Consider the following 23,301-nt stretch of genomic DNA (forward strand, 5'->3'; position numbering starts at 1 on the left):
TCGTTTTCGATCCCATCCCACCTTTCGGAAGGCAGAGCGTGTCCTCTTCCATTACTGCGCCCGAGGGCATCATCAACCCTCCGATCGACGAGCTCCTCGAAGCCACCGACTCGAAGTACAGCCTGGTGATCTACGCGGCCAAGCGTGCCCGCCAGATCAACGCGTACTACTCGCAGCTCGGCGAGGGCCTCCTTGAGTACGTCGGTCCGCTGGTCGACACCCACGTCCACGAGAAGCCTCTCTCGATCGCCCTGCGTGAGATCAACGCGGGTCTGCTGACGTCCGAGGCTGTTGAGGGCCCCGCGCAGTAGTATTTTCAACTATCGGTTGACTTATCCACAGGCCCGGCAGCGCAGCTGTCGGGCCTGTGGTGTGTCATAGACGCGTACGCCGGTGAGCCGTGGCGTACGCGTACCGAGTCGGATCCAGCCGCGTATCGAGTCAGGGGAGGCCCGGTGGGCAAGCCGAAGGTCGTACTGGGGGTCAGTGGCGGCATCGCCGCGTACAAGGCCTGCGAGCTGCTGCGGAGACTGACGGAGTCGGGCCACGACGTCCGTGTCGTCCCCACCGCCTCGGCCCTGCACTTCGTCGGCGCCGCGACCTGGTCCGCGCTCTCCGGCCACCCCGTCTCCACGGAGGTCTGGGACGACGTCCACGAGGTCCCGCACGTCCGCATCGGCCAGCAGGCGGACCTGGTCGTCGTGGCCCCGGCGACCGCCGACACGCTCGCGAAGGCGGCCCACGGTCTCGCCGACGACCTGCTCACGAACACCCTTCTCACCGCCCGGTGCCCCGTCGTCTTCGCCCCCGCCATGCACACGGAGATGTGGGAGCACCCGGCCACCCGGGAGAACGTGGCGACACTGCGCCGCCGCGGCGCCCTCGTCATCGAACCGGCCGTCGGGCGCCTCACCGGCGTCGACACGGGCAAGGGGCGCCTGCCCGACCCGGCCGAGATCTTCGAGGTCTGCCGCCGGGTGCTGGCCCGGGGCGTGACGGCACCCGACCTGGTCGGCCGGCATGTCGTCGTCAGCGCCGGCGGCACTCGTGAACCCCTCGACCCGGTCCGCTTCCTCGGCAACCGCTCCTCCGGCAAGCAGGGGTACGCCCTCGCCCGTACGGCTGCCGCTCGGGGCGCCCGGGTCACGCTGATCGCCGCGAACACCGGCCTGCCGGACCCGGCAGGCGTGGATGTCGTACCCGTGGGGACGGCCGTCCAACTGCGCGAGGCAGTGCTGAAGGCGGCCTCGGACGCCGACGCCGTGGTGATGGCCGCGGCGGTCGCGGACTTCCGCCCGGCGGCCTACGCGGCCGGAAAGATCAAGAAGAAGGACGGCGAGGACCCCGAACCCGTCGTCCTGGTCCGGAATCCGGACATTCTCGCGGAGATCTCGGCCGATCGTGCCCGAGAGGGCCAGGTGGTCGTCGGCTTCGCGGCCGAGACGGACGACGTCCTCGCCAACGGCCGTACGAAGCTGCGGCGCAAGGGATGCGATCTGCTGGTCGTCAACGAGGTGGGCGAGCGCCGGACCTTCGGTTCCGAGGAGAACGAGGCCGTGGTGCTGGGCGCCGACGGCAGCGAGACCCTGGTGCCGCACGGGCCCAAGGAGGCGCTGGCCGAGATCGTATGGGATCTGGTTGCCAGCCGCTTCGCCTGAATGGTTCAGTCGACCCGACAGATCTCTGACATCCCTCCTACCTCGTACTTTCAAGGCATGGCGCCCTGGCGCACACCCCTCGTGATTGGGCAGAATGCCTGTGCCGCAGGTCACGGAGGATCCGAGAGGCGAGACGGAGGGGCCGATGGACGAGTCCGACCGATAAACTGTTCCTGGACGAGACCGGGCGCAGCTCCCGAGCCGTCCGCCAATGATCAGCCAGCAGCCGCTGCAACCACAGGGAGCGTTGTGTCCCGTCGCCTTTTCACCTCGGAGTCCGTGACCGAAGGTCACCCCGACAAGATCGCTGACCAGATCAGCGACACGATTCTCGACGCGCTTCTGCGCGAAGACCCGACGTCCCGGGTCGCCGTCGAGACGCTGATCACCACCGGCCTGGTCCATGTGGCCGGCGAGGTCACTACCAAGGCCTACGCGCCCATCCCGCAACTGGTGCGCGACAAGATCCTGGAGATCGGCTACGACTCCTCGAAGAAGGGCTTCGACGGCGCCTCCTGCGGAGTGTCGGTGTCGATCGGCTCGCAGTCGCCGGACATCGCGCAGGGCGTGGACACCGCGTACGAGCAGCGTGTCGAGGGCGATGAGGACGAACTCGACAAGCAGGGCGCCGGCGACCAGGGCCTGATGTTCGGCTACGCGACGGACGAGACCCCGGAGCTGATGCCGCTCCCGATCCACCTCGCGCACCGTCTGTCGAAGCGCCTGTCCGAGGTCCGCAAGAACGGGACGATCCCGTACCTGCGCCCCGACGGCAAGACCCAGGTCACCATCGAGTACGACGGCGACAAGGCGGTCCGCCTGGACACCGTCGTCGTCTCCTCGCAGCATGCGAGCGACATCGACCTGGACTCCCTCCTCGCCCCCGACATCCGCGAGTTCGTGGTGGAGGTCGAGCTGAAGGCCCTCCTCGACGACGGCATCAAGCTGGAGACCGAGGGCTACCGCCTGCTGGTCAACCCGACCGGCCGGTTCGAGATCGGCGGCCCGATGGGTGACGCGGGCCTCACCGGCCGCAAGATCATCATCGACACGTACGGTGGCATGGCCCGGCACGGCGGCGGCGCCTTCTCGGGCAAGGACCCGTCCAAGGTCGACCGCTCCGCTGCCTACGCCATGCGCTGGGTCGCGAAGAACGTCGTCGCCGCGGGCCTGGCCTCGCGCTGCGAGGTCCAGGTCGCGTACGCGATCGGCAAGGCCGAGCCGGTGGGCCTGTTCGTGGAGACCTTCGGCACGGCCAAGGTCGACGCCGAGAAGATCGAGGCCGCGATCACGACGGTCTTCGACCTCCGTCCGGCCGCGATCATCCGTGACCTCGACCTGCTCCGCCCGATCTACGCCCAGACGGCGGCGTACGGTCACTTCGGCCGCGAGCTGCCCGACTTCACGTGGGAGCGGACGGACCGGGTGGAGGCGCTGCGTAAGGCTGTGGGTCTGTAAGGCCTGTAGCGGACTGCCTGATTTTTGATTGCCGAGGCCCGGCGTCCCGTAGGGGGCGCCGGGCCTCGGCGTGTCTGTCTCACAGGCCGGAGAAATGGCTGGCGGGGCGGGGGCGCGGCTTCGTACCGTGGTGATCTCCCGGTGCGCAGGCCGCGGTTGCTTCGGTGGAGTGCGTCCCTCGGACGTGCGGTGAATCTGGAATTTCGTGCCGCTGCCGACTGGATCTCGGGAGTTCGGACGCCGCCCGTTGTCAGTGGCGTTTGGTAAGAATGCAGGCGTGAGCAGCGAGAACGGGCAGGGAAGCGGAGAGGGTGGCGGGGCCCGGGGTGGCGACGGGGCGCCGCCCGAGCAGCTTGCGTTGATTCGGGAGAGTGTTCGGCAGGCCAAGGCGCCGCGGGCCAAGCCCCGGACCTGGCGGGGGGCCGCGCTGGCCAAGGAACTGCCCGTCGCGCGGGTGCTGGTCGACAAGGGTGTGCTGCATCTTGACCGGTACTTCGACTATGCCGTGCCCGAGGAGCTGGACGCCGACGCGCAGCCGGGGGTGCGGGTGCGGGTCAGGTTCGGTGCGGGGCGGCATCGGGTGCGGGACGGGCGCCGTGAGGGCGGGGGGCTCATCGACGGGTTTCTCGTCGCGCGGCTCGCCGAGTCCGACTACTCCGGGCCGCTGGCCGCGCTGGCACAGGTCGTGTCGCCCGAGGTGGTGCTGAGCGAGGAGCTGCTCTCGCTGGCGCGGGCCGTTGCCGACCGGTACGCGGGAAGCCTTGCCGATGTGCTGCAACTGGCCGTACCGCCGCGGAACGCCCGGGCCGAGAAAGCGGCCTCGGCTGTGGCACTGCCCGTGGCCGGGGCGCCGGATGCCGGGTCCTGGGGGCGGTACGAGCGAGGGGGCGCGTTTCTTGAGGCGCTCGCCTCCGGGAGTGCGCCGCGCGCCGTGTGGAACGCCCTGCCCGGACCCGAGTGGAGCGAGGAACTGGCGCGGGCCGTCGGTGCGACGCTCGCCTCCGGGCGCGGGGCGCTCGTTGTCCTGCCGGACGGGCGGGCCGTCGGGCGGGTCGACGCTGCCCTGACTGCGCTCCTGGGGGAGGGGCGGCACGCCGTGCTCACCGCCGACGCAGGACCCGAGAAGCGGTACCGGGAGTGGGTCGCCGTGCGGCGGGGGGCCGTACGGGCGGTGATCGGGACCCGGGCCGCCATGTTCGCGCCCGTCCGAGATCTGGGGCTCGTCGCACTCTGGGACGACGGGGACGACAGCCACAGTGAGTTGCACGCCCCGCAGCCGCATGCGCGTGAGGTGCTGTTGCTGCGGGCAGCGCAGGACAAGTGCGCGTTTCTGCTGGGGAGTTGGAGCTGCACGGTAGAGGCCGCACAGCTCGTCGAAAGCGGGTGGGCCCGGCCGTTGGTCGCCGGCCGGGAGCAGGTGCGGTCGGCCGCCCCGCTCGTACGGACCGTGGGTGACGGGGATCTCGCCCGGGACGAGGCCGCCCGGGCCGCACGGCTGCCGACCCTCGCCTGGCAGGCGGTGCGGGACGGGCTGAAGCACGGGCCGGTACTGGTGCAGGTGCCCCGACGGGGATACGTACCGCGGCTGGCCTGTGCCCGGTGCCGGGAACCCGCTCGGTGCCGGCACTGCGCCGGGCCCTTGGAAGCGCGGGACGCCGGGGCACCGTGGTGCGCGTGGTGCGGGCGGGAGGAGACCGGCTGGCACTGTTCGGAGTGCGGCGGGTTCCGGCTGCGGGCGCAGGTCGTGGGCGCGCGGCGGACAGCCGAGGAGCTGGGGCGGGCGTTTCCGGCCGTGCCGGTGCGGACCTCCGGGCGCGAGCATGTGCTGGACACGGTGCCGGGGACGCCCGCGCTCGTCGTCAGCACGCCCGGCGCCGAGCCTGTCGCCGAGGGCGGATACGCGGCTGCGCTGCTACTGGACGGCTGGGCCATGCTCGGGCGCCCCGACCTGCGGGCCGGGGAGGATGCGCTGCGGCGGTGGATGGCGGCTGCGGCGCTGGTCCGGGGGCAGGGCTCGCGCGGGGAGGGGGCGCCAGGGGGGACGGTCGTCGTGGTCGCCGAGCCAACCCTGCGGCCGGTGCAGGCGCTGGTGCGATGGGATCCCGTCGGGCATGCCGTGCGGGAGCTCGCGGAGCGTGCCGAGCTCGGGTTTCCGCCGGTGTCCCGGATGGCGTCCGTGGCCGGGACCGCAGAGGCCGTCGCCGGGTTCCTTGCCGGGGCCGAACTGCCGGGTGACGCCGAGGTGTTGGGGCCGGTGCCGTTGCCGGTCACGGCGGCGGGGCGGCCCCGTAGGGCGGGATCACCCCCGCCGGGGGAGCAGTGGGAGCGGGCACTGGTCAGGGTGCCCCCGGGCAGCGGCGCGGCGCTGGCCACGGCGCTGAAGGCGGCGCAGGCCGCGCGGATGGCTCGGGCGGGGCGGGGCGGGGAGGAGAGCGTGTGGGTGCGGATCGATCCGCCTGACATCGGGTGAGAGCTGGGCTTGGGGTGGGACTGCGTTTGAGCGAGGGCGGGGCTGGGCGTCGGGTGAGACCGGATGGGTGGGAGGCCGGGCGTCGGGTGGGGACCCGGCAAGCGGTGGGGGGCGGCGTTGGGCGGGGGCCGGTATTAGGCGATGGTCGGGTATGGGGGGACCATGCAGCCGGGGCGGGGCAGGCACGCCTCTGCCCTCCCGGGGGTGGTACGGGAGGGCAGAGGGTGGGGTGGGCGGTGGTTCGGGTCAGCCGTTGCGTGGGCCGGGGAAAGCCGTGGGCCTCACCTCGTCGCGGAGGGTCGGGCTGCCCGCTGTCGGCTGAGTCGGCATTGAGCGGGCCGCGGGGACCGTCGGCACCGTGGGGAGGCCGGTGCCGACGCCGCTGACCGTGCCCACGCCGACCGTGCGGGTGGTCGAGGTCTCCGTGGCGCGCTCGGCGTCGGCCGCAGCCTGGGCGGCGGCCCGGCGGGCCCCGTAACGGCGGTGGACGGCCTGCTTGGTGACCCCGAGTGCGGAGCCCACCGCGTCCCACGAGAAGCCGAGTGAGCGGTCGAAGTCCACGGCGGCCGTGACCAGGGTTTCGACGCTGTCCCGCAGTTCCTGGGCGAGGCGGACGGTCGGGGCGGGGGCGCGTCCGTAGACGACGAAGCCCGTGGAGGGGCCGGAGCGGCGCGGGCGGTAGACGTTGCCCAACTGGGCGGTCAGGGTGCGCAGTGCGTCCACCTGCCGGCGGACCCGCTCGATGTCCCGCACCAGCAAGTGCAGGCTGGCCCGAGCCTGGGCGTCGTGGGTTGCGTGGTCGGCCATGAACAAGCCTCTCGAACCGGCGTTGAAAAGGAAGGGCCGCGCGGTCTGCGGCCCGTTGTGGTCAACTCTTTCTTGACCAACGCGATTTTGCGTGTGTGGTCACGGTGCGGGGGCGTAGGGGCATATGCGTACGCCCCCTGGGTTGTGCGGTCATAGACTGGTGCGCTGCCCGCAGAAACCCGTCCGAGAGGCCCCCGCCCACCCATGAGGCTTGTCTTCGCTGGTACCCCTGAGGTCGCCGTTCCCGCTCTGGATGCCCTGATCGGGTCGGGACGGCATGAAGTGGTCGCCGTCGTCACGCGGCCCGACGCGCCTGCCGGGCGGGGGCGCAGGCTGGTCGCCAGTCCCGTGGCCCAGCGGGCCGAGGAGGCCGGGATCGAGGTGCTGAAGCCCGTCAGGCCCAGGGACGAGGAGTTCCTCGCGAGGCTGAGCGAGATCGGGCCCGACTGCTGTCCCGTGGTCGCGTACGGGGCCCTGCTGCCCCGCGTCGCCCTCGACATCCCCGCCCACGGCTGGGTCAACCTGCACTTCTCGCTGCTGCCGGCCTGGCGCGGCGCCGCGCCCGTACAGCACTCGATCATGGCCGGCGACGAGATCACCGGGGCCTCCACCTTCCTCATCGAGGAGGGCCTCGACTCCGGCCCCGTCTACGGCACGGTGACCGAGACGGTCCGGCCCACCGACACCAGCGGCGACCTGCTGACGCGGCTCGCCTTCGCCGGCTCAGGGCTGCTGGCCGCGACGATGGACGGTATCGAGGACGGCACCCTGAAGGCCGTACCGCAGCCCGTCGACGGCATCACCCTCGCGCCGAAGATCACCGTCGAGGACGCCCACGTCGACTGGTCCGTGCCCGCCCTCCGGGCCGACCGGATCGTGCGCGGGTGCACTCCCGCGCCCGGTGCCTGGACCGTGTTCCGGGGCGAGCGGCTCAAGCTCATCCACGTCACACCCGTGCCCGAGCGCACCGATCTCGCGCCCGGTGTGCTCTCCGTCGGCAAGAACAACGTGTACGTCGGCACCGGGTCGTATGCCGTGGAGCTGCTGTGGGTGCAGGCACAGGGCAAGAAGCCCATGCGCGCCGCCGACTGGGCGCGGGGCGTGCGGATCGCCGACGGCGAGGCTCTCGGGGCCTGACGCCCTCTCTTCCCCGCCCTGACACGACGTACGCTGGAATCCGCAACCCTTTTCCCGTATCCGGAGCACCTTTTTCGTGAGCGAGCAGCCTCGCCGGCCCCACAAGCCCGGCAAGCCCTACCGTCGGCCCCAGAAGGACCCCGTCCGCATCCTCGCCTTCGAGGCGCTGCGAGCCGTGGACGAGCGGGACGCGTACGCCAATCTGGTGTTGCCGCCGCTGCTTCGGGCGGCCCGGGCGAAGGGGGATTTCGACGGGCGGGACGCGGCTCTCGCGACCGAGCTGGTGTACGGGACGCTGCGTCGGCAGGGAACCTACGATGCCGTCATCAGTAAATGTGTCGACCGGCCGCTGCGCGAGGTCGATCCGCCGGTCCTCGATGTGCTGAGCCTCGGCGTGCACCAGCTGCTCGGGACGCGGATCCCCTCGCACGCCGCCGTGTCCGCCTCCGTCGAACTGGCCCGGGTCGTGCTCGGTGACGGGCGGGCCAAGTTCGTCAACGCCGTGCTGCGCAAGGTCGCCCAGCACGATCTCGACGGCTGGATCGAGCGGGTCGCGCCGCCCTACGACGAGGATCCCGAGGACCATCTCGCCGTCGTGCACTCACATCCCCGGTGGGTCGTCTCCGCGCTGTGGGATTCGCTGGGGGGCGGCCGGGCCGGGATCGAGGAGCTGCTCGCCGCCGACAACGAGCGGCCCGAGGTCACGCTCGTCGCGCGGCCCGGGCGGTCCACCACGGACGAGCTGCTCCAGGAGGAGGCCGCGGTGCCGGGGCGCTGGTCGCCGTACGCCGTGCGGCTCGCCGAAGGCGGGGAACCCGGGGCCATCGATGCCGTACGGGACGGGCGGGCGGGCGTGCAGGACGAGGGCAGTCAGCTCGTCGCACTCGCCCTGGCCAATGCCCCGATCGACGGGCCCGACAAGGCCTGGCTCGACGGGTGTGCCGGGCCCGGCGGCAAGGCCGCGCTGCTCGCCGCTCTCGCCGCGGAGCGGGGTGCGCTACTGGTCGCCTCCGAGAAGCAGCCGCACCGGGCCGGGCTGGTCGCGAAGGCGCTGGCCGGCAATCCCGGCCCCTATCAGGTCGTCGTCGGGGACGGGACCAGGCCGCCGTGGCGGGCCGGCAGTTTCGACCGGGTACTGATGGACGTGCCGTGCACCGGGCTCGGGGCGCTGCGCAGGCGGCCCGAGGCCCGCTGGCGGCGGCGGCCCGAGGACCTGGACGGCTTCGCGCCGCTCCAGCGCGCGCTGCTGACCACCGCGCTGGAGTCGGTCCGTGTCGGCGGGATCGTCGGCTACGCCACCTGCTCGCCGCACCTCGCGGAGACCAGGGCCGTCGTCGACGACTTGCTCAAGCAGCACCCGAACACCGAACTCGTCGACGCCCGGCCGCTGTTGGAGGGCGTGACCGACCTCGGCGACGGTCCCGACGTACAGCTGTGGCCGCATCTGCACGGGACCGACGCCATGTATCTGGCCCTCATCCGCCGGACGGGGTGACCTCCGCCGCTCGTGCAGGTTCGTCGCCGTTCTGCCTGGTGGTTGCCGGCCGCTGCGTGACAGCAAGGACCCGAGCGGACCAGTGTTGACGTTCTCAACCGAGGAACTCACCGCGTTCATCGCTGGCGCCTGCGCTGGCGAGTTCGAGTCGGGCTACTAGATGGCGCAACGGTTGGTGACATGGAACTGGACCTCCCTCAAGCCCAGCAAGATGGATGAAGTGATGGCCGTTGACCTGAACTACGCGGCGCTTGCTGCGCAGGACAAGAGACTGGCTGACGCAATCGGGCGCGGGCGGATCATCTCGCACCATGCCATCCACCACCCGCACGGCGTGCTGTTCACGTTCATCGTCGACGGGTAGTGAGCCGATAGTCTGCGTGACGAAGAGCGCCCCACCTCCCCCGTGGTCGGGCGCTCTTCGCGTGCAAGATCACCTGGTGGATCGTCCGCATTTCTATGTGGCCCCTGGAGCGCACTCGTGCCAGTCTGAACCTTTGGCCTAGGGCACCCGTACGGGCGCTGACCTGCGACTTTGGCCGCCTGTTGGCCCCTATTTCGGAACGCTTGACACTAGGTGATCCACCCAGTCCCTCGTATGTGAATGCGCTGGTCAGGCCAAATATCGAGGCGCCGAAGATCGCTTCCCGCGCACATCAAGATCGTTTCCCAGCGCCCAGGTGGGGCTGCGGCTCGCTGACATGTCCGTGGACCCGTTCGCCGACTACCACCTCATCTACGCGGTCGCCCTGATCGCCCCGTCCCTGGTCTCCGCAGGTCCCTGCACCACGAACTCGATCGACACCAGTCTGGAATCGGATCGCGCGATCCCGGTCCAGGAGGTGGAGACCATGCTCCGCACCATCGCCGTGGGCCTCGACGGCTCGCCCGAGAGCCGCGCCACCTCCCTGCCGGTCGTCCACAGCTGGAACCCGCCGCCCTACTACGCCCACGACCTCTCCTCCGACCTCGAACTCCACACCGAGCCGGCCCGGCAGGAAGCCGCCACCCTCACCGAGGTCTTGCGCCCTTGGCGGCAGAAGTTCCCCGCCGTCGAGGTCGTCGAGGAGTCCCGTTACGGAACGGCCGCCATTCACCTGGTCGACGCCTCCCGCGAGACCTCCCTGGTCGTCGTCGGCCACCGCCCCCGTCGCCGTCGTCCCGCACGGCTGACACGCTCCCGAGGAGGAGAGAAACCATGAAGGCAGCAGTCGTACGAGCCTTCGGCGAGCCCCTGGTCATCGAGGAGCGCCCTGATCCCGAGCCCGGCCCCGGACAGGTCCGTATCCGGGTCGAGGCCTCCGGACTGTGCCACACCGACATACACGCCGCCCGCGGAGACTGGCCGGTCAGGCCGAGCCCGCCGTTCGTCCCCGGCCACGAGGGCGTCGGCCTCGTCGAGGCCCTCGGCGACGGCGTCACGCACCTCGCACCGGGGCAGCGCGTCGCCGTGCCCTGGCTGGGCAGGACGTGCGGGCGGTGCGAGTACTGCCTGTCCGGCCGGGAGACGCTGTGCCAGCGGCAGATCAACACCGGATACGGGTGCGACGGCGGGTACGCCGAGAAGATGCTCGCCTGGGCCGACTTCGCCCAGCCGGTGCCCGACGGCATCAACGCCCTGGAGGCCGCCCCGCTGTCCTGCGCCGGCGTCACCACGTACAAGGCCCTCAAGGTCGCCGACGTCAAGCCGACCCAGCTCGTAGCCATCTCCGGTGTCGGAGGACTGGGCCACTTGGCGGTGCAGTACGCGAAGATCGCCGGGGCGCGGGTGGCGGCGATCGACGTCACGGACGAGAAGCTCGAACTCGCCGCGGAACTCGGCGCCGACCTCGTCATCGACGCCCGCAAGCAGGACCCGGGAGAGGTTCTCCAGCGCTACGGCGGTGCGCATGCCGCCATCGCGCTGGCGGTGAACGAGGCGGCGTTCTCGGCGGCGTACGCCGGGCTGCGGCGCGGCGGGAAGCTCGTGATGGTGGCCCTGCCGGCGCACGGCACGATCCAGGTCCCGATCTTCGACACCGTGCTGAACGGCACCTCGGTGATCGGCTCCATCGTGGGTACCCGGCAGGACCTGGCCGAGGTCTTCCAGCTCCACGCGGCAGGCCGCACCAGGGTCATCTACGAGACACGGCCGCTCGCGCGCGTCAATGAGTCCATCGACGAGGTGCTGCGCGGCGAGATCAAGGCGCGGATCGTCTTCGACATGGCTGCGGGAAGGTGAGGACGATGGAACTCCCCCTGGTCGTGGGAGTCGACGGTTCCGAGCCGAGTCTGCGCGCCGTGGACTGGGCGGCCGACGAGGCCGCCCTTCGCGGGGTGCCACTGCGGCTGGTGTACGCCTCGCTGTGGGAGCTCCCCCACTCTCGGCTGCGCTCGAGCGGGGGGACCCCCATCGAGGGTCCCGCCCTCGCCACGGGGCTTGGCAGGTCCTCGGAGCAGGTGCTGGCCGACACCATCGTCGAGGCCGCCGCGAAGCGCGCCCACCGCCGCGAGGTGGACGTGAAGATCTCCACCGAGGTGCTGCCCGAAGAGCCGGTGCCCGCTCTGCTGCGTGAGGGTCGTACCGCTTCGGCGCTGGTCCTGGGCTCGCGCGGCCGCGGCGGCATCGCCGAGCTGCTGCTCGGCTCGGTCAGCCTCGCGGTCGCCGCCCGCGCCGACTGCCCGGTGATCGTGCTGCGCGGCAGCCACGACAACCAGGCGGAGTCCGCGATGCGTGGGCCCGTCGTGCTGGGGGTCGGCGAGGAGCCGGAGAACTCGGCGGCCGTTCGCTTCGCCTTCCAGGAGGCGGCGGAACGCCGGGTGCCACTGGAGGCCGTACGCGCCTGGAGGTGCCCCGGGTACCAGACCACCGACCACCCTCTTATGGCCGGCGAACCCGCCCGGCTCCACGAGGAGCGGGCCGTTCAGACCCTGGACGCGGCGCTGCGGGAGGCCCCGGAGAGTGTGGAACTGCACCGACGTACCGCCGAAGGCCCCGCCCGCAAGGTGCTGCTCGACGCCTCGGCCGGCGCCGGCCTGCTCGTCGTCGGCGCCCGGCCGCGCCACGGCCACTTCGGACTCCAGCTCGGCCGGGTCGCCCACGCGGTCCTGCACCACTCCGCCTGCCCGGTGGCCGTCGTACCCCAACGGGCATGACCGGCTCAGAGCGCCACCGTGTGCGCGACGCGCGGGTTCACGTGCTCCGAGACGCGTTTGAACGTGGCGCCCTTCGAACACCACGACGAGCGGGCGCCCTCGGTTCACGCCCCTTCCCGAAGCCTGACTCGCCTCGATGACTTGCGGAGTCACCATGCTCAAGGTCGAACACCGGAACAGCACCGTACTGACCGACGAGGAACTGCGCACCCTGGACGCCCACTGGCGAGCCGCCAACTACCTGGCCGTCGGCCAGATCTATCTGATGGCCAATTCGCTCCTCACCGAACCCCTCACCGCCGCCCACATCAAGCCACGGCTGCTCGGCCACTGGGGCACTTCCCCGGGCCTCAACCTCGTGTACACGCACCTCAACCGGGTGATCAAGGATCGCGGTCTCGACGCGCTGTGCGTATGGGGTCCCGGCCACGGCGGGCCGGCGGTGCTCGCGAACTCCTGGCTGGAGGGCAGCTACAGCCAGACCTACCCGGACGTCTCGCGGGACGCGGCGGGTATGGACCGGCTCTTCCGGCAGTTCTCGTTCCCCGGCGGCGTGCCCAGCCATGTCGCGCCGGAGACGCCGGGCTCGATCCACGAGGGCGGCGAGCTGGGCTACTCGCTAGCGCACGCGTACGGGGCCGCCTTCGACAACCCTGATCTGCTGGTCGCCTGTGTGATCGGTGACGGAGAGGCGGAGACCGGGCCACTGGCCGCGTCCTGGCACTCCAACAAGTTCCTCGACCCGGTGCACGACGGCGCGGTCCTGCCGATCCTGCACCTCAACGGCTACAAGATCGCCAACCCGACGGTGCTCTCCCGCCTTCCGGAGTCCGAACTCGACGAACTGCTGCGCGGCTACGGCCACGAGCCGATCCACGTCACCAGCGACGACCCGCACCAGGTACACCGCGCCATGGCCGACGCCTTCGACCAGGCACTGGACCGCATCGCCCTGATGCAGAGCGCGGCCCGCGAGGACGGTGTGGCCGAGCGCGTGCACTGGCCCATGATCGTGCTGCGCACCCCGAAGGGCTGGACGGGACCCGGTGAGGTCGACGGCGTCCCGGTCGAGGGCACCTGGCGCGCCCACCAGGTCCCGCTGTCCGGCGTACGCGAAAACCCCCAGCACCTGCGGCAGTTGGAGACCTGGCTGCGCTCGTACCGTCCCGAGGAGTTGTTCGGCGCCGACGGGCGGCCCGCCGCCGACGTCCTCGCCTGCATTCCCGAGGGGACCCGCCGGCTGGGCGCCAACCCGCACGCCAACGGCGGCCTGCTCGTGCGCGACCTGCCCATGCCGTCCCTGGACCCCTTCGCCGTCCCCGTCGACAAGCCGGGCGCCACCCTGCACGAGCCCACAAGGGTCCTCGGCGACCTCCTCGAACAGGTCATGAGGGATACGTCGGAACGGCGCGACTTCCGCCTGGTGGGCCCGGACGAGACCGCGTCCAACCGGCTGGATGCCGTCTTCAACGCCAGCGGCAAGGCCTGGCAGGCCCAGATCCTCCAGGTGGACGAGCACCTCGACCGGCACGGCCGGGTGATGGAGATCCTCTCCGAACACCTCTGCCAGGGCTGGCTGGAGGGGTATCTCCTCACCGGCCGGCACGGACTGTTCTCGTGCTACGAGGCGTTCGTCCACATCGTCGACTCGATGGTCAACCAGCACATCAAGTGGCTGAGGACATCGAGGGAGTTGGCCTGGCGGGCTCCGATCGCCTCCCTCAACTACCTGCTCACCTCGCACGTCTGGCGTCAGGACCACAACGGCTTCTCGCACCAGGACCCAGGGTTCGTCGACCATGTCCTCAGCAAGAGCCCCGAGGTCGTACGGGTCTATCTGCCGCCGGACGCCAACACCCTGCTGTCCGTGGCGGATCACGCCCTGCGCAGCCGTGACTACGTGAACGTGATCGTCGCGGGCAAGCAGCCCTGCTTCGACTGGCTGTCGATGGACGAGGCCCGCGCCCACTGCGCCCGCGGTGCCGGGATCTGGGACTGGGCGGGCACCGAGAACGGCGGCGAACCGGACGTCGTCCTCGCCTGCGCCGGAGACGTGCCCACCCTGGAGGTACTGGCAGCCGCCCAGTTGCTGCGCGACCACCTGCCCCAACTCGCCGTCCGCGTCGTCAACGTCGTCGACCTGGCCCGGCTGCTGCCGCGCGAGGAACACCCGCACGGAATGGGCGACTTCGAGCACGACGGCCTGTTCACCACCGACAAGCCGGTGATCTTCGCCTACCACGGCTACCCCTGGCTGATCCACCGCCTCGCCTACCGCCGCACCGGCCACGCCAACCTGCACGTGCGCGGCTACAAGGAGATGGGCACCACGACCACCCCGTTCGACATGGTCGTCCGCAACGACATGGACCGCTACCGCCTCGTCATGGATGTCATCGACCGCGTCCCCGGCCTCGCCGTCCGCGCCGCCGCCGTACGCCAGCAGATGGCCGACGCCCGCACCCGCCACCACGCCTGGATCCGCGAGCACGGTACCGACCTGCCCGAGGTCACCGACTGGACCTGGACAGCCTGAACACCCCTGCTCCGCGAAGGAGCTCAACGCCATGACCGTACGCGTCGGCATCAACGGCTTCGGCCGCGGGCCGACACGTCGGTCCAGCCCTCGACCGGGCGGAGACGGGCACCCAGGACGTCGAGGTGGTCGCCGCCAACGACATCGCCCCGGCCGCGACCCTCGCCCACCGCGGCGTCATCGGCGACCCCGCGTCCTGCGTCTTCGACCCGGCGCTGACGCAGGCGAACGGCAATCTGGTCAAGGTCTTCGGCTGGTACGACAACGAGTGGGGCTACACCAACCGGCTCCTGGACCTCACGGCGCTGGTGGCCGACGACTGAGGACTCCGACCCGTAAACCGGCGTCACCGTCACCGTCACCGTCACCCCGCCCGGGCCCACGCCCGCACCCGAGATGTCCGTCGGGTGCCGGCGTGGGCCCGTCGCGCGTGCGGGACCGGGCTCCAGGGCCGATCGGCCCCCAAAGCACCCCCGGACAGCCCATGCGGTCACTGCCCGATCCGCTGGATGCTCGAAGTGTCAGAAGGCTTTGGAGGAGACCCACGATGACGTATGACACGCTCAGCCGACCCACGGTCCATGCCCTGCTCTCGGACGGCACCACCGTGTGTATACGTCCTGTGCGGCCGGGTGATCACGAGCAGCTGCAGGGGCTCTACGAGGAGATGTCCGCGGAGAATCTGCGGCTGCGGTTCTTCGCGGCGAGCCGGCGTTCCGCAGCGATGGCCGCCGACCGGGCCTGTATGCCGCCGCGCCCCGGACACCGGGCGTTGATGGCCGAGTCGAAGGACCAGGTGATCGGCCTGGCCGAGTACGAGGCCGGTGACGACGCGGCCACGGCCGAGATCTCCGTCGCGGTGGCCGACGGACTGCACCACCGGGGCGTCGGCACTCTCCTGGTCGAGCATCTGGTCTCCGCCGCCCGTGCGGACGGCATCACCACGTTCACGGCCGACGCGCTCTCCGAGAACCACGAAGTGCTTCGGCTCTTCGCCGATCTGGGTCTGCGCACCGCACGCCGTTTCGAGGGTCCGGAGGTGCGCTGCGTCATCGAACTGGACGAGCCGGCCGAGGACGACGGCTATCTCTCCGCCGTCGAGGCCCGCGGCCGGGCCGCCGACGTGGCCAGCCTGGAGCCGCTGCTGCGACCGGACGCGATCGCGGTGGTCGGCGCCGGGCGCAGGCCCGGATCGGTGGGGCGGGCTCTCCTGCACCATCTGCACGAGGGCGGCTTCACCCGGCGGCTCTTCGCGGTGAACCCCCGTGCCACGTCGATCCTCGGCGTGCCGTCCCACCCCTCGGTCAGCGCGCTGCCCAAGGTCCCGGATCTCGCGGTCCTCGCGGTGCCCGCGGCAGCCGTCGCCGCCACCGCGGAGGAGTGCGGCAAGGCCGGAGTACGGGCACTGCTCGTCGTATCGGCCGGCCTCGACAGCCGGCAGGCGGAAGCACTCATGGCAGCCTGCCGCACGTACGGCATGCGGCTCGTCGGACCCAACTGCCTCGGCATCACCAACACCGACCCGGCACTCTCCCTCGACGCCACCTTCGCGGCGGACCATCCGCGCCCCGGCACGGCGGGCGTCGCCGTGCAGTCCGGCGGCGTCGGCATCGCCCTCCTCGACGGACTGTCCCGGCTCGGCATCGGTGTCTCGTCCTTCGCCTCGCTCGGCGACAAGTACGACGTCAGCGGCAACGACATGCTCCAGTGGTGGGAGAGCGACGACCGCACCGAACTCGCCCTGCTGCACCTGGAGTCCTTCGGCAACCCGCGGGCGTTCTCCCGTACCGCCCGGCGCGTGACCCGCCGTATGCCCGTGCTGACGGTCGACGCCGGCCGTACCGACGCCGGCCGTCGCGCCGCCGCCTCGCACACCGCGGCCGCCGCGACCCCCACCATGACCCGGCAGGCGCTGTTCACCCAGGCCGGCATCACCGCCACCCGCTCGGTGGGTGAACTCCTCGAAACCGCCGCCCTGTTGCACTCCCAGCCGCTGCCGGCCGGGACCCGGGTGGCGATCGTCACCAATGCGGGTGGCGCGGGTGTCCTGGCCGCGGACGCCTGCGCGGAAGCGGGGCTGTCGCTTCCGCCGCTCACGCCCTCGGTGGTCGAAAGCCTGTATGCCGTATTGCCCGACGGTGCCACCGCGGGCAACCCCGTCGACGTCACCGCCGCCGTCACGGAGGAGCAGCTCGGGGACTGCGTGGACCGGATCATGCGGCACCCGGGTATCGACGCTGTCCTGCTGGCCCTCGTCCCCACGGCCGTCGCGGCGGCGACCGGCGACGACCTCGTGCGGGCTCTCACCAGCGGCCCCGCACGCCGAGCCCTTCCGGTCGCCGTCGTACGCCTGGAGCAGGACCTGCCCGTAAGGCTGCTGCCGGCCACGGAGGGCGGTGCGATCCCCTCGTACGCCGAACCCGGTGCGGCAGCACGTGCGCTGGCCCATGCCGCTCACCGCGCGGCCTGGTTGAGCCGGGCGGCGGGCACGATCCCGGAGCTCGCACAGGTCGACACGGCCCGGGCCCGCACGGTCGCCGAGACGTACCTCGCCGCCCACCCGGACGGCGGCTGGCTCGACCCGCGCACCTGCGCCGAACTCCTCACCTGCTACGGCATTCCCCAGCTCCCGTGGTCCTGGGCGCAGACGGAGGACGACGCCGTCATCGCGGCCGAACGGCTGTGCGGCCCCGACGGCCGGGTGGTCATGAAGGCCCACTGGCCCGGCCAGCTCCACAAGACCGAACAGCACGCCGTGCACCTCGATCTCGAAGGAGAGGCCCAAGTCCGGGCCGCCTTCCGGGACTTCGAGACACGGTTCGCCGGCCTGATGACCGGCGTGGTCGTCCAGCCACTGGCCGCACGCGGCACCGAACTGTTCGCGGGAGTCGTGCAGGACGAGGTCTTCGGCCCGCTCGTACTGTTCGGACTCGGCGGCACCGCGACCGAGGTCCTGGCCGACCATGCCGCCCGCCTCGCCCCGCTGACCGACCTCGACGTCCACGACCTGATCACCGCACCGCGCTGCGCACCGCTCCTGTTCGGCGCGCACGGCAGCGGACCCGTCGACCTCCAGGGTCTGGAGCATCTGCTGCTACGTCTGTCCCGCCTGGCGGGCGACCTGCCGCAGCTCGCCGAGGCCGACTTCAACCCCGTCCTCGCGACGCCCGATTCGGTCACCGTGCTCGACGCACGAGTCCGCCTGCTGCCGCGCACGGCTCAGGACCCCTATCTGCGCCGACTGCGCTGAGGCGGAACGGACATGAAGCACAACAAGGTCGGCACCGTGATGACCACCGAGGTCGTCCGTGCCGCGTACGGCACCCCCGTTCAAGGAGGTGGCACGACTCCTCGCCGAGCACCGCATCAGCGGACTGCCGGTGGTGGACGAGGACGAGAAGGTCATCGGGGTGGTCTCCGAAACCGACCTGATGGTCCGGCAGGCCGAGACGCCCACCCCCTACGGGCCGCAGCGCCGCTTCCGGCTCGCCGCGGCGCGGCGTCGCCGACGACTGGCTGCGCAAACTCTGAGCCGCACAACCTATGAGAGGAGGCGGACCGCCATGCCCAGCAGTGTGTTGGTCGCCTACGGAACGACGAACGGTTCGACCGCGCGGATCGCCGAGGCCGTGGCCGAGGTCCTGCGCAAGGCCGGGCTGACGGTAGATGTGCTGCCCGCCCAGTCCGTGGCGAGCGTGGCGTCGTACGAGGCCGTGGTGGTCGGAGGCGGCGTGTACGCCGGGCGCTGGCAGAAGCACGCCCGCCGCTTCGTCCGCCACCACAGCCGCGCACTGGCCGGACGCCCGCTGTGGATGTTCAGCAGCGGCCCGCTCGACCCCTCGGCCTCGGAGCGGGACATCCCGCCCGTCCCCGGAGTGAAGCGGGCCATGATCCGGCTCGACGCCAGGGAACACGTCACCTTCGGCGGCTGCCTCGATGAGGGAGCGAAGGGATTCATCGCCCGGAAGATCCTCTCCTCCGGCAAGGGCGGAGACTTCCGCGACTTCACGGAGATCGAGGCGTGGGCCACTCGGATCGGCAGTGAACTCGCGGGCGTGTCACAAGGGAGCTGAGCCATGCGGGCTTCCTGGGCGCTGTGTTCGTCGGCTCCGCCGAGTACGACGCCCTGCGGGCCGGGCCGTCCGCATGGAGGACGCGCCCGCAGTCGCTTCATCGAGAGGCTGGCTCCCGTCGGGACACCCCGTGACCGTGCGCGGGACCGGCCCCTGCGGGCGGGGACGGATCAGCGTGGTCAGGGTGGTGGCCGGTGCGGCCGAGGGCAGCGCCACGGTCGTCCGGCAGGAGGCAGCCACGGCGGTCGCGGTCTGCGTGGTGGGCGCGTGGATGGGGGTGCGGACCGTGGCCCGACGCCGTCGGACGGGCGTGTGGGAGCGGGGAGTGGGAGCAGGCAGCGACGGGGCCGTTCTGGAGCCGGTGTTGTGCTTGAAGGAGCGGTCCGCGCCGCCGGGATGCCAACCTGTCTTCGGCCCGATTGACGGCGAGGCCGAGACCCCCGGACAGTACGGTGAAGACAGGGGAACTGGTTCGAGCCGCCTTGTCTGCTGTGTCGGTCGGAGGAAGTCATGAGCGGGGACGATCGCGGCGGTTTTGAGGAGCATGTGCCCAAACTGCGGCTCGACGAACTGCTGGGCGAGCTGCAGGTGCGCATCGACGCGGTGCGCGGGACCCGGGACCGCCTGCACAGCCTGCTGGAGGCCGTCCTCTCGGTCGGCCGGGAACTCGACCTGCCGCAGGTGCTGCGCAGCATCGTCGAGGCCGCGGTGGTGCTGGTGGACGCCGAGTACGGGGCGCTGGGCGTGATCGGCGGTGACCAGAAGCTGTCCGAGTTCCTGACCGTCGGCATCGGCGAAGAGGGGCACTCGGAGATCGGGGCACTGCCCAGCGGGCACGGGCTCCTCGGAGAACTGATCCGGCACCCGGTGCCACTGCGGCTGCCGGAGCTGTCGGAGCATCCGGCGTCGTACGGCTTCCCGGCCAACCATCCGCCGATGCACTCCTTCCTCGGCGTGCCGATCCGGGTGCGCGACGAGGTGTTCGGAAACCTCTACCTCACCGAGAAGCGCAGCGCCAGGGAGTTCGACGTGGAGGACGAGTCCGTCCTGTCGACGCTGGCGGTGGCCGCCGGAGTGGCCATCGAGAACGCCCGGCTGTACGAGGAGACCAGGCTGCGCGAACGCTGGCAGCGGGCCAGCGGCGAGGTCACCAGCATGCTCCTGACCGGTGCGCCGAGCCCGGACGTCCTGGAACTGATCGTCGACGAGGCCCGGAAGATCGTCTCCGCCGATATGGGGCTGATCGCGGAACACGTACCGGGCGAGGAGACACTGCGGCCGGCCCTGGCGGTGGGCCTGGGCCGGGAGGAACGCAACGGTCTGGTGCTGTCCGCGCGGGACGGTTTCGTCGGAGCGGCACTCGGCGCGGCCCAGCCGGTGGTCAGCGTCGACATCGAGCACGATGCGCGCACGGGCGAGGGCGAAGCCCAGTGGGCCGGGCTCGGACCCGTGGTCGCGGTGCCGCTCGGCGCCGGCGGGAAGGCGCGGGGTGTGCTGCTGCTGGGGCGCGTGCCGGGCGGTACGCCGTTCGGCGACGTGGACACCGGGCCGCTGCTCGGGTTCGCCGACCAGGCGGCGCTGGCCCTGGAGCTGGCCGAACGGCGGCGGGACGCGGAACAGATCACCCTGCTCCAAGACCGGGACCGCATCGCCCGCGACCTCCATGACCTCGCCATCCAGCGGCTCTTCGCGGCCGGCATGACCCTGCAGAGCACCCAGCGCTTCATGGAGCACCCCGAGGGCATGGAGCGGCTGTCGCGGACGGTCGACGACCTCGACGACACCATCAAGATCATTCGGTCCACGATCTTCGGACTGCGCACCCACGGCGGGGGCGGGCGGGAGAGCGACGGCTTGCGCGGCCGGGTGTCCGAGGTGGTGAGGGCCTCGGCCACGTCACTCGGATTCCTGCCCGCGCTGCGCATCGAGGGGCTCGTCGAGACCGATGTCCCCGGCGACATCGCCGACCATGCGGTCGCGGTGCTCGGCGAGGCCCTCAGCAACGCCGCCCGGCACTCCGGAGCACAGGCGGTGGACGTCCGGCTTCAGTGCGCCAGGGGCGAGTTGACGCTCACGGTGACGGACGACGGCTGCGGAGTGCCGGGTGACGTCGGGCGCAGCGGGCTGAAGAACATCGAGGAGCGGGCTGTCGTCCTCGGCGGGACGCTGACGCTCGGCCAACGGCAGGACGGCGGTGGCACGCGGCTGGTGTGGCGGGTTCCCGTGCGTGCGGACGGCGACGCGGCCGGAGGCTGACCGTCGAAGGGCGCGGCCCGGCGGAAGGCCCGGACGGCGAGGTGGGGTGGAGCGGGCTCATCGCGTCGGGTGGCCGGTGGAGTCGGGCCGTTCGAGATGGCTGGCCAGGACCGCCGCCTGGACGCGGCGCTGGACGCCGAGTTTGGCCAGCAGCCGGGAGATGTGGTTCTTCACCGTCTTCTCGGACAGGTAGAGCTTCTTGCCGATCTCACGGTTGGTGAGCCCGTCCCCGATGAGCGTGAGGATGTCCCGCTCGCGGGGTGACAGGCCGGCGAGCTCGGGCGCGAGTGCCGGTCCCTCGGTGGGGTCCGCGCGCAGGGAGCGCATCAGGCGGGCGGTCGTCGTGGGGTCCAGCATGGACTGGCCGGAGGCGACCGTGCGGACCGCCGAGACCAGGTCGGAGCCCTTGATCTGCTTGAGCACATAGCCCGCCGCCCCTGCCATGATCGCGTCGAGCAGGGCCTCCTCGTCGTCGAACGACGTCAGCATCAGACAGGCCAGCTCCGGCATCCGGCTGCGCAGCTCGCGGCAGACACTGATCCCGTCACCGTCCGGCAGGCGTACGTCGAGGACGGCCACGTCCGGGCGCAGCGCCGTCCCGCGCGCCAGCGCGTGCTCGGCGCTGTCCGCGTCGCCGACCACCGAGATGTCCGGCTCGGAGTCCAGCAGGTCGGTGAGACCGCGTCGTACGACCTCGTGGTCATCCAGCAGAAAGACCCGGATCGGGTTCTGCTGGGTGAAGGTACGCGCCTCGGCCATGACGACCCCTCGTTCGCTGGTGGACCACAGACCACGGACCACATGCCGACTGTGATGACGATCGTCACCCTTGTGAAGCGGATGCACCAGGGCCGACCGGCCCAACCCGGCGATGGACCCCGGTTCGGCCGGCGGTCATTGCTCCGGGCGGCGAGCCGGGCCCGTGAGCTCGCACTTCACGTCCACCACACCCTCGACGGCCCGCACCAGGCGTGCGGCCACGGGCACCAGAGAGGTGTCCCTGACGCGCCCGGCGAGTGTGACGACCCCCTCCTTCACCTGCACACGCACAGACGAGTACGACGCGGGGAACAGGTACGGCACGACTTCCCTGCGGACCTCCTCGGCGACCTCCTCGTCGTCCCGCAGGAACACCTTCAGGAGATCACCGCGGCTGACAACGCCTTCCAGCCTGCCTGAGTCGTCGACGACGGGGAGCCTCTTGACCTTGGCGTGCGCCATGATGCGGGCGGCCTGCGCGAGGGTCACGTTCGCGTGGACGGTCAGGGCCGGCGACGTCATCAGCTCCTCGGCGGTCACGGCGCCGGCCTTGGCGAGATCGGAGAAACGCCGCAACTGTGTGTCACGGTCGGGGTCGGCGTCGCGGAACTCCTCCTTGTACAGCAGGTCGGCCTCGGAGACGACGCCGACCACCCGGCCCTCGCCCTCGCCTTCGCCCTCCAGAACGGGAAGGGCACTGACGTTCCACTGCTCCATCAGCTGCACGATCTCCTTGAAGTCGGCCCTGCGGCCGATGGAGGCCACGGTGTGGGTCATCACGTCGCTCACGATGTGCGGGGTGCCGTGCACGGTGACTCCTTGATCGGTTCCGACGATTCCATCGTGGCCGGGTCAGTGAGAGCTGCCGCTGCCGTAGGGCGCGTACACGTCCAGCAAGCGGGTCCTCGCCGACCGCAGCCGACGGGCGACGACGTCGCCCACCCACTGGGTCACTGCCATTCCCAGCACGGGATCGGCCCGGCACATGGCCCGTACCGCCTCGGCGTCGAACTCGTATGCGCGCACCGGGCTCGTCGTCTCGGCGCCCAGGCACCAGGCGTGCGGTCCGAACAGCCAGGACCAGCCGACGAGTTCGTTGTGTCCGAGTGTCTCGATGACGGCTGCTCGGCGGCCGGGCACGTGCATGTCGAGGGCGATCGTGCCGGTACGGATGATCCAGAACCGGTCGGCGCGCCCGCCCTCCTTGAAGAGGTGGGTGCCCTGCGGGAACGACACCTCGCGGGCGAGGCGCATCAGCCGTTCGCGGTGATCGGCGGGCAACGCCCGCAGCATGGTGGACGTAGATGTGGATGTAGGGGAAGCGTTCATGGTCCTGCCTCTTCCTGGCGCGCGACCCTGCCGACTCCAATCTCTTCCCATCTCCTGTCCTCCGCCATGGGCCACCCGGCCCCCAGGCCGGGCCGCATGGCATCGGCCAGGGCGATCGGCACGGCCCGTGCTCGTGCCGCGAGGTGCGGGAGGCCGCCGGACCGTGCCCGGCGGGACAGCATCAGGGC

General features: G+C 71.3%; 19 protein-coding genes and 2 pseudogenes. 17 read left to right on the forward strand and 4 right to left on the reverse strand.

All coding sequences use genetic code 11. The features are described from left to right. The first annotated feature begins 38 nt into the window (after nucleotides 1–38). From rpoZ to OG734_RS40430, 4 genes are all read left to right on the forward strand, one after another. A complete protein-coding gene (gene rpoZ, locus OG734_RS40415) occupies nucleotides 39–311 on the forward strand; it encodes a DNA-directed RNA polymerase subunit omega (protein ID WP_003982715.1) in 273 nt (90 codons plus the stop codon). A gap of 144 nt (nucleotides 312–455) precedes the next feature. Next, a complete protein-coding gene (gene coaBC / locus OG734_RS40420) occupies nucleotides 456–1,658 on the forward strand; it encodes a bifunctional phosphopantothenoylcysteine decarboxylase/phosphopantothenate--cysteine ligase CoaBC (protein ID WP_330292364.1) in 1,203 nt (400 codons plus the stop codon). A gap of 249 nt (nucleotides 1,659–1,907) precedes the next feature. Then, entirely contained in the window at nucleotides 1,908–3,116 is a 1,209-nt protein-coding gene (gene metK, locus OG734_RS40425; RefSeq protein ID WP_330292365.1) for a methionine adenosyltransferase, read from the forward strand. A gap of 277 nt (nucleotides 3,117–3,393) precedes the next feature. After that, nucleotides 3,394–5,586 (forward strand): primosomal protein N', encoded by a 2,193-nt coding sequence (locus tag OG734_RS40430; RefSeq protein ID WP_330292366.1) that lies wholly within the window; start codon nucleotides 3,394–3,396, stop codon nucleotides 5,584–5,586. Nucleotides 5,587–5,832: 246 nt separating this feature from the next. On the opposite strand, the gene OG734_RS40435 is transcribed toward OG734_RS40430, so the two are convergent. Continuing rightward, nucleotides 5,833–6,393 carry a hypothetical protein gene (locus OG734_RS40435; protein ID WP_330292367.1) on the reverse strand — a complete coding sequence of 187 codons (561 nt, stop codon included), beginning with the start codon at nucleotides 6,391–6,393 and terminating at the stop codon, nucleotides 5,833–5,835. Between the two features lie 204 nt (nucleotides 6,394–6,597). Between OG734_RS40435 and fmt the strand changes: the two genes are divergently transcribed. The 13 genes and pseudogenes from fmt to OG734_RS40500 all read left to right on the forward strand — a co-directional run bounded on the left by fmt (nucleotide 6,598) and on the right by OG734_RS40500 (nucleotide 21,025). Next, on the forward strand, nucleotides 6,598–7,530 hold the full coding sequence (gene fmt, locus OG734_RS40440; protein WP_330292368.1) for a methionyl-tRNA formyltransferase: 933 nt from the start codon (nucleotides 6,598–6,600) through the stop codon (nucleotides 7,528–7,530). A 76-nt stretch (nucleotides 7,531–7,606) separates the two neighbouring features. Further along, nucleotides 7,607–9,025, forward strand: a complete 1,419-nt coding sequence (locus OG734_RS40445) for an RsmB/NOP family class I SAM-dependent RNA methyltransferase (RefSeq protein WP_330292369.1) — start codon at nucleotides 7,607–7,609, stop codon at nucleotides 9,023–9,025. 31 nt (nucleotides 9,026–9,056) lie between these two features. Further along, entirely contained in the window at nucleotides 9,057–9,185 is a 129-nt protein-coding gene (locus tag OG734_RS40450) for a DUF397 domain-containing protein (RefSeq protein ID WP_330293961.1), read from the forward strand. Nucleotides 9,186–9,200: 15 nt separating this feature from the next. After that, nucleotides 9,201–9,389, forward strand: coding sequence for a hypothetical protein (locus OG734_RS40455; RefSeq protein ID WP_330292370.1), 189 nt, complete (start codon nucleotides 9,201–9,203; stop codon nucleotides 9,387–9,389). Between the two features lie 337 nt (nucleotides 9,390–9,726). Next, nucleotides 9,727–10,227 carry a universal stress protein gene (locus tag OG734_RS48160; protein ID WP_443065002.1) on the forward strand — a complete coding sequence of 167 codons (501 nt, stop codon included), beginning with the start codon at nucleotides 9,727–9,729 and terminating at the stop codon, nucleotides 10,225–10,227. Then, on the forward strand, nucleotides 10,224–11,246 hold the full coding sequence (gene adhP / locus OG734_RS40465) for an alcohol dehydrogenase AdhP (RefSeq protein ID WP_330292371.1): 1,023 nt from the start codon (nucleotides 10,224–10,226) through the stop codon (nucleotides 11,244–11,246). The genes OG734_RS48160 and adhP overlap by 4 nt, the downstream gene beginning before the upstream one ends. Before the next feature lie 5 nt (nucleotides 11,247–11,251). Beyond that, nucleotides 11,252–12,160 carry a universal stress protein gene (locus OG734_RS40470; RefSeq protein WP_330292372.1) on the forward strand — a complete coding sequence of 303 codons (909 nt, stop codon included), beginning with the start codon at nucleotides 11,252–11,254 and terminating at the stop codon, nucleotides 12,158–12,160. 154 nt (nucleotides 12,161–12,314) lie between these two features. Beyond that, nucleotides 12,315–14,696: a phosphoketolase family protein gene (locus OG734_RS40475; protein ID WP_330292373.1), complete on the forward strand. Its 2,382-nt coding sequence runs from the start codon at nucleotides 12,315–12,317 to the stop codon at nucleotides 14,694–14,696. A 170-nt stretch (nucleotides 14,697–14,866) separates the two neighbouring features. Beyond that, nucleotides 14,867–15,019 (forward strand): annotated as a pseudogene (locus OG734_RS40480) (type I glyceraldehyde-3-phosphate dehydrogenase); the annotation flags it as partial. A 224-nt stretch (nucleotides 15,020–15,243) separates the two neighbouring features. Beyond that, complete coding sequence (locus OG734_RS40485; RefSeq protein WP_330292374.1) at nucleotides 15,244–17,946, forward strand: bifunctional acetate--CoA ligase family protein/GNAT family N-acetyltransferase; 2,703 nt, start codon at nucleotides 15,244–15,246, stop codon at nucleotides 17,944–17,946. Nucleotides 17,947–17,958: 12 nt separating this feature from the next. Beyond that, nucleotides 17,959–18,235: pseudogene (locus OG734_RS40490) on the forward strand (CBS domain-containing protein); the annotation flags it as partial. A 24-nt stretch (nucleotides 18,236–18,259) separates the two neighbouring features. Continuing rightward, nucleotides 18,260–18,769, forward strand: a complete 510-nt coding sequence (locus tag OG734_RS40495) for a flavodoxin domain-containing protein (RefSeq protein ID WP_330293962.1) — start codon at nucleotides 18,260–18,262, stop codon at nucleotides 18,767–18,769. Nucleotides 18,770–19,279: 510 nt separating this feature from the next. After that, a complete protein-coding gene (locus OG734_RS40500) occupies nucleotides 19,280–21,025 on the forward strand; it encodes a sensor histidine kinase (protein ID WP_330292375.1) in 1,746 nt (581 codons plus the stop codon). A gap of 57 nt (nucleotides 21,026–21,082) precedes the next feature. On the opposite strand, the gene OG734_RS40505 is transcribed toward OG734_RS40500, so the two are convergent. The 3 genes from OG734_RS40505 to OG734_RS40515 all read right to left on the reverse strand — a co-directional run bounded on the left by OG734_RS40505 (nucleotide 21,083) and on the right by OG734_RS40515 (nucleotide 23,113). Further along, nucleotides 21,083–21,784, reverse strand: coding sequence for a response regulator transcription factor (locus OG734_RS40505; RefSeq protein WP_330292376.1), 702 nt, complete (start codon nucleotides 21,782–21,784; stop codon nucleotides 21,083–21,085). 135 nt (nucleotides 21,785–21,919) lie between these two features. Then, entirely contained in the window at nucleotides 21,920–22,594 is a 675-nt protein-coding gene (locus OG734_RS40510; protein ID WP_330292377.1) for a CBS domain-containing protein, read from the reverse strand. Between the two features lie 42 nt (nucleotides 22,595–22,636). Then, a complete protein-coding gene (locus OG734_RS40515) occupies nucleotides 22,637–23,113 on the reverse strand; it encodes a cyclic nucleotide-binding domain-containing protein (protein ID WP_330292378.1) in 477 nt (158 codons plus the stop codon). Nucleotides 23,114–23,301: the final 188 nt, after the last annotated feature.

Origin of the sequence: Streptomyces sp. NBC_00576, assembly GCF_036345175.1 — a bacterium.
GTDB lineage: Bacteria > Actinomycetota > Actinomycetes > Streptomycetales > Streptomycetaceae > Streptomyces.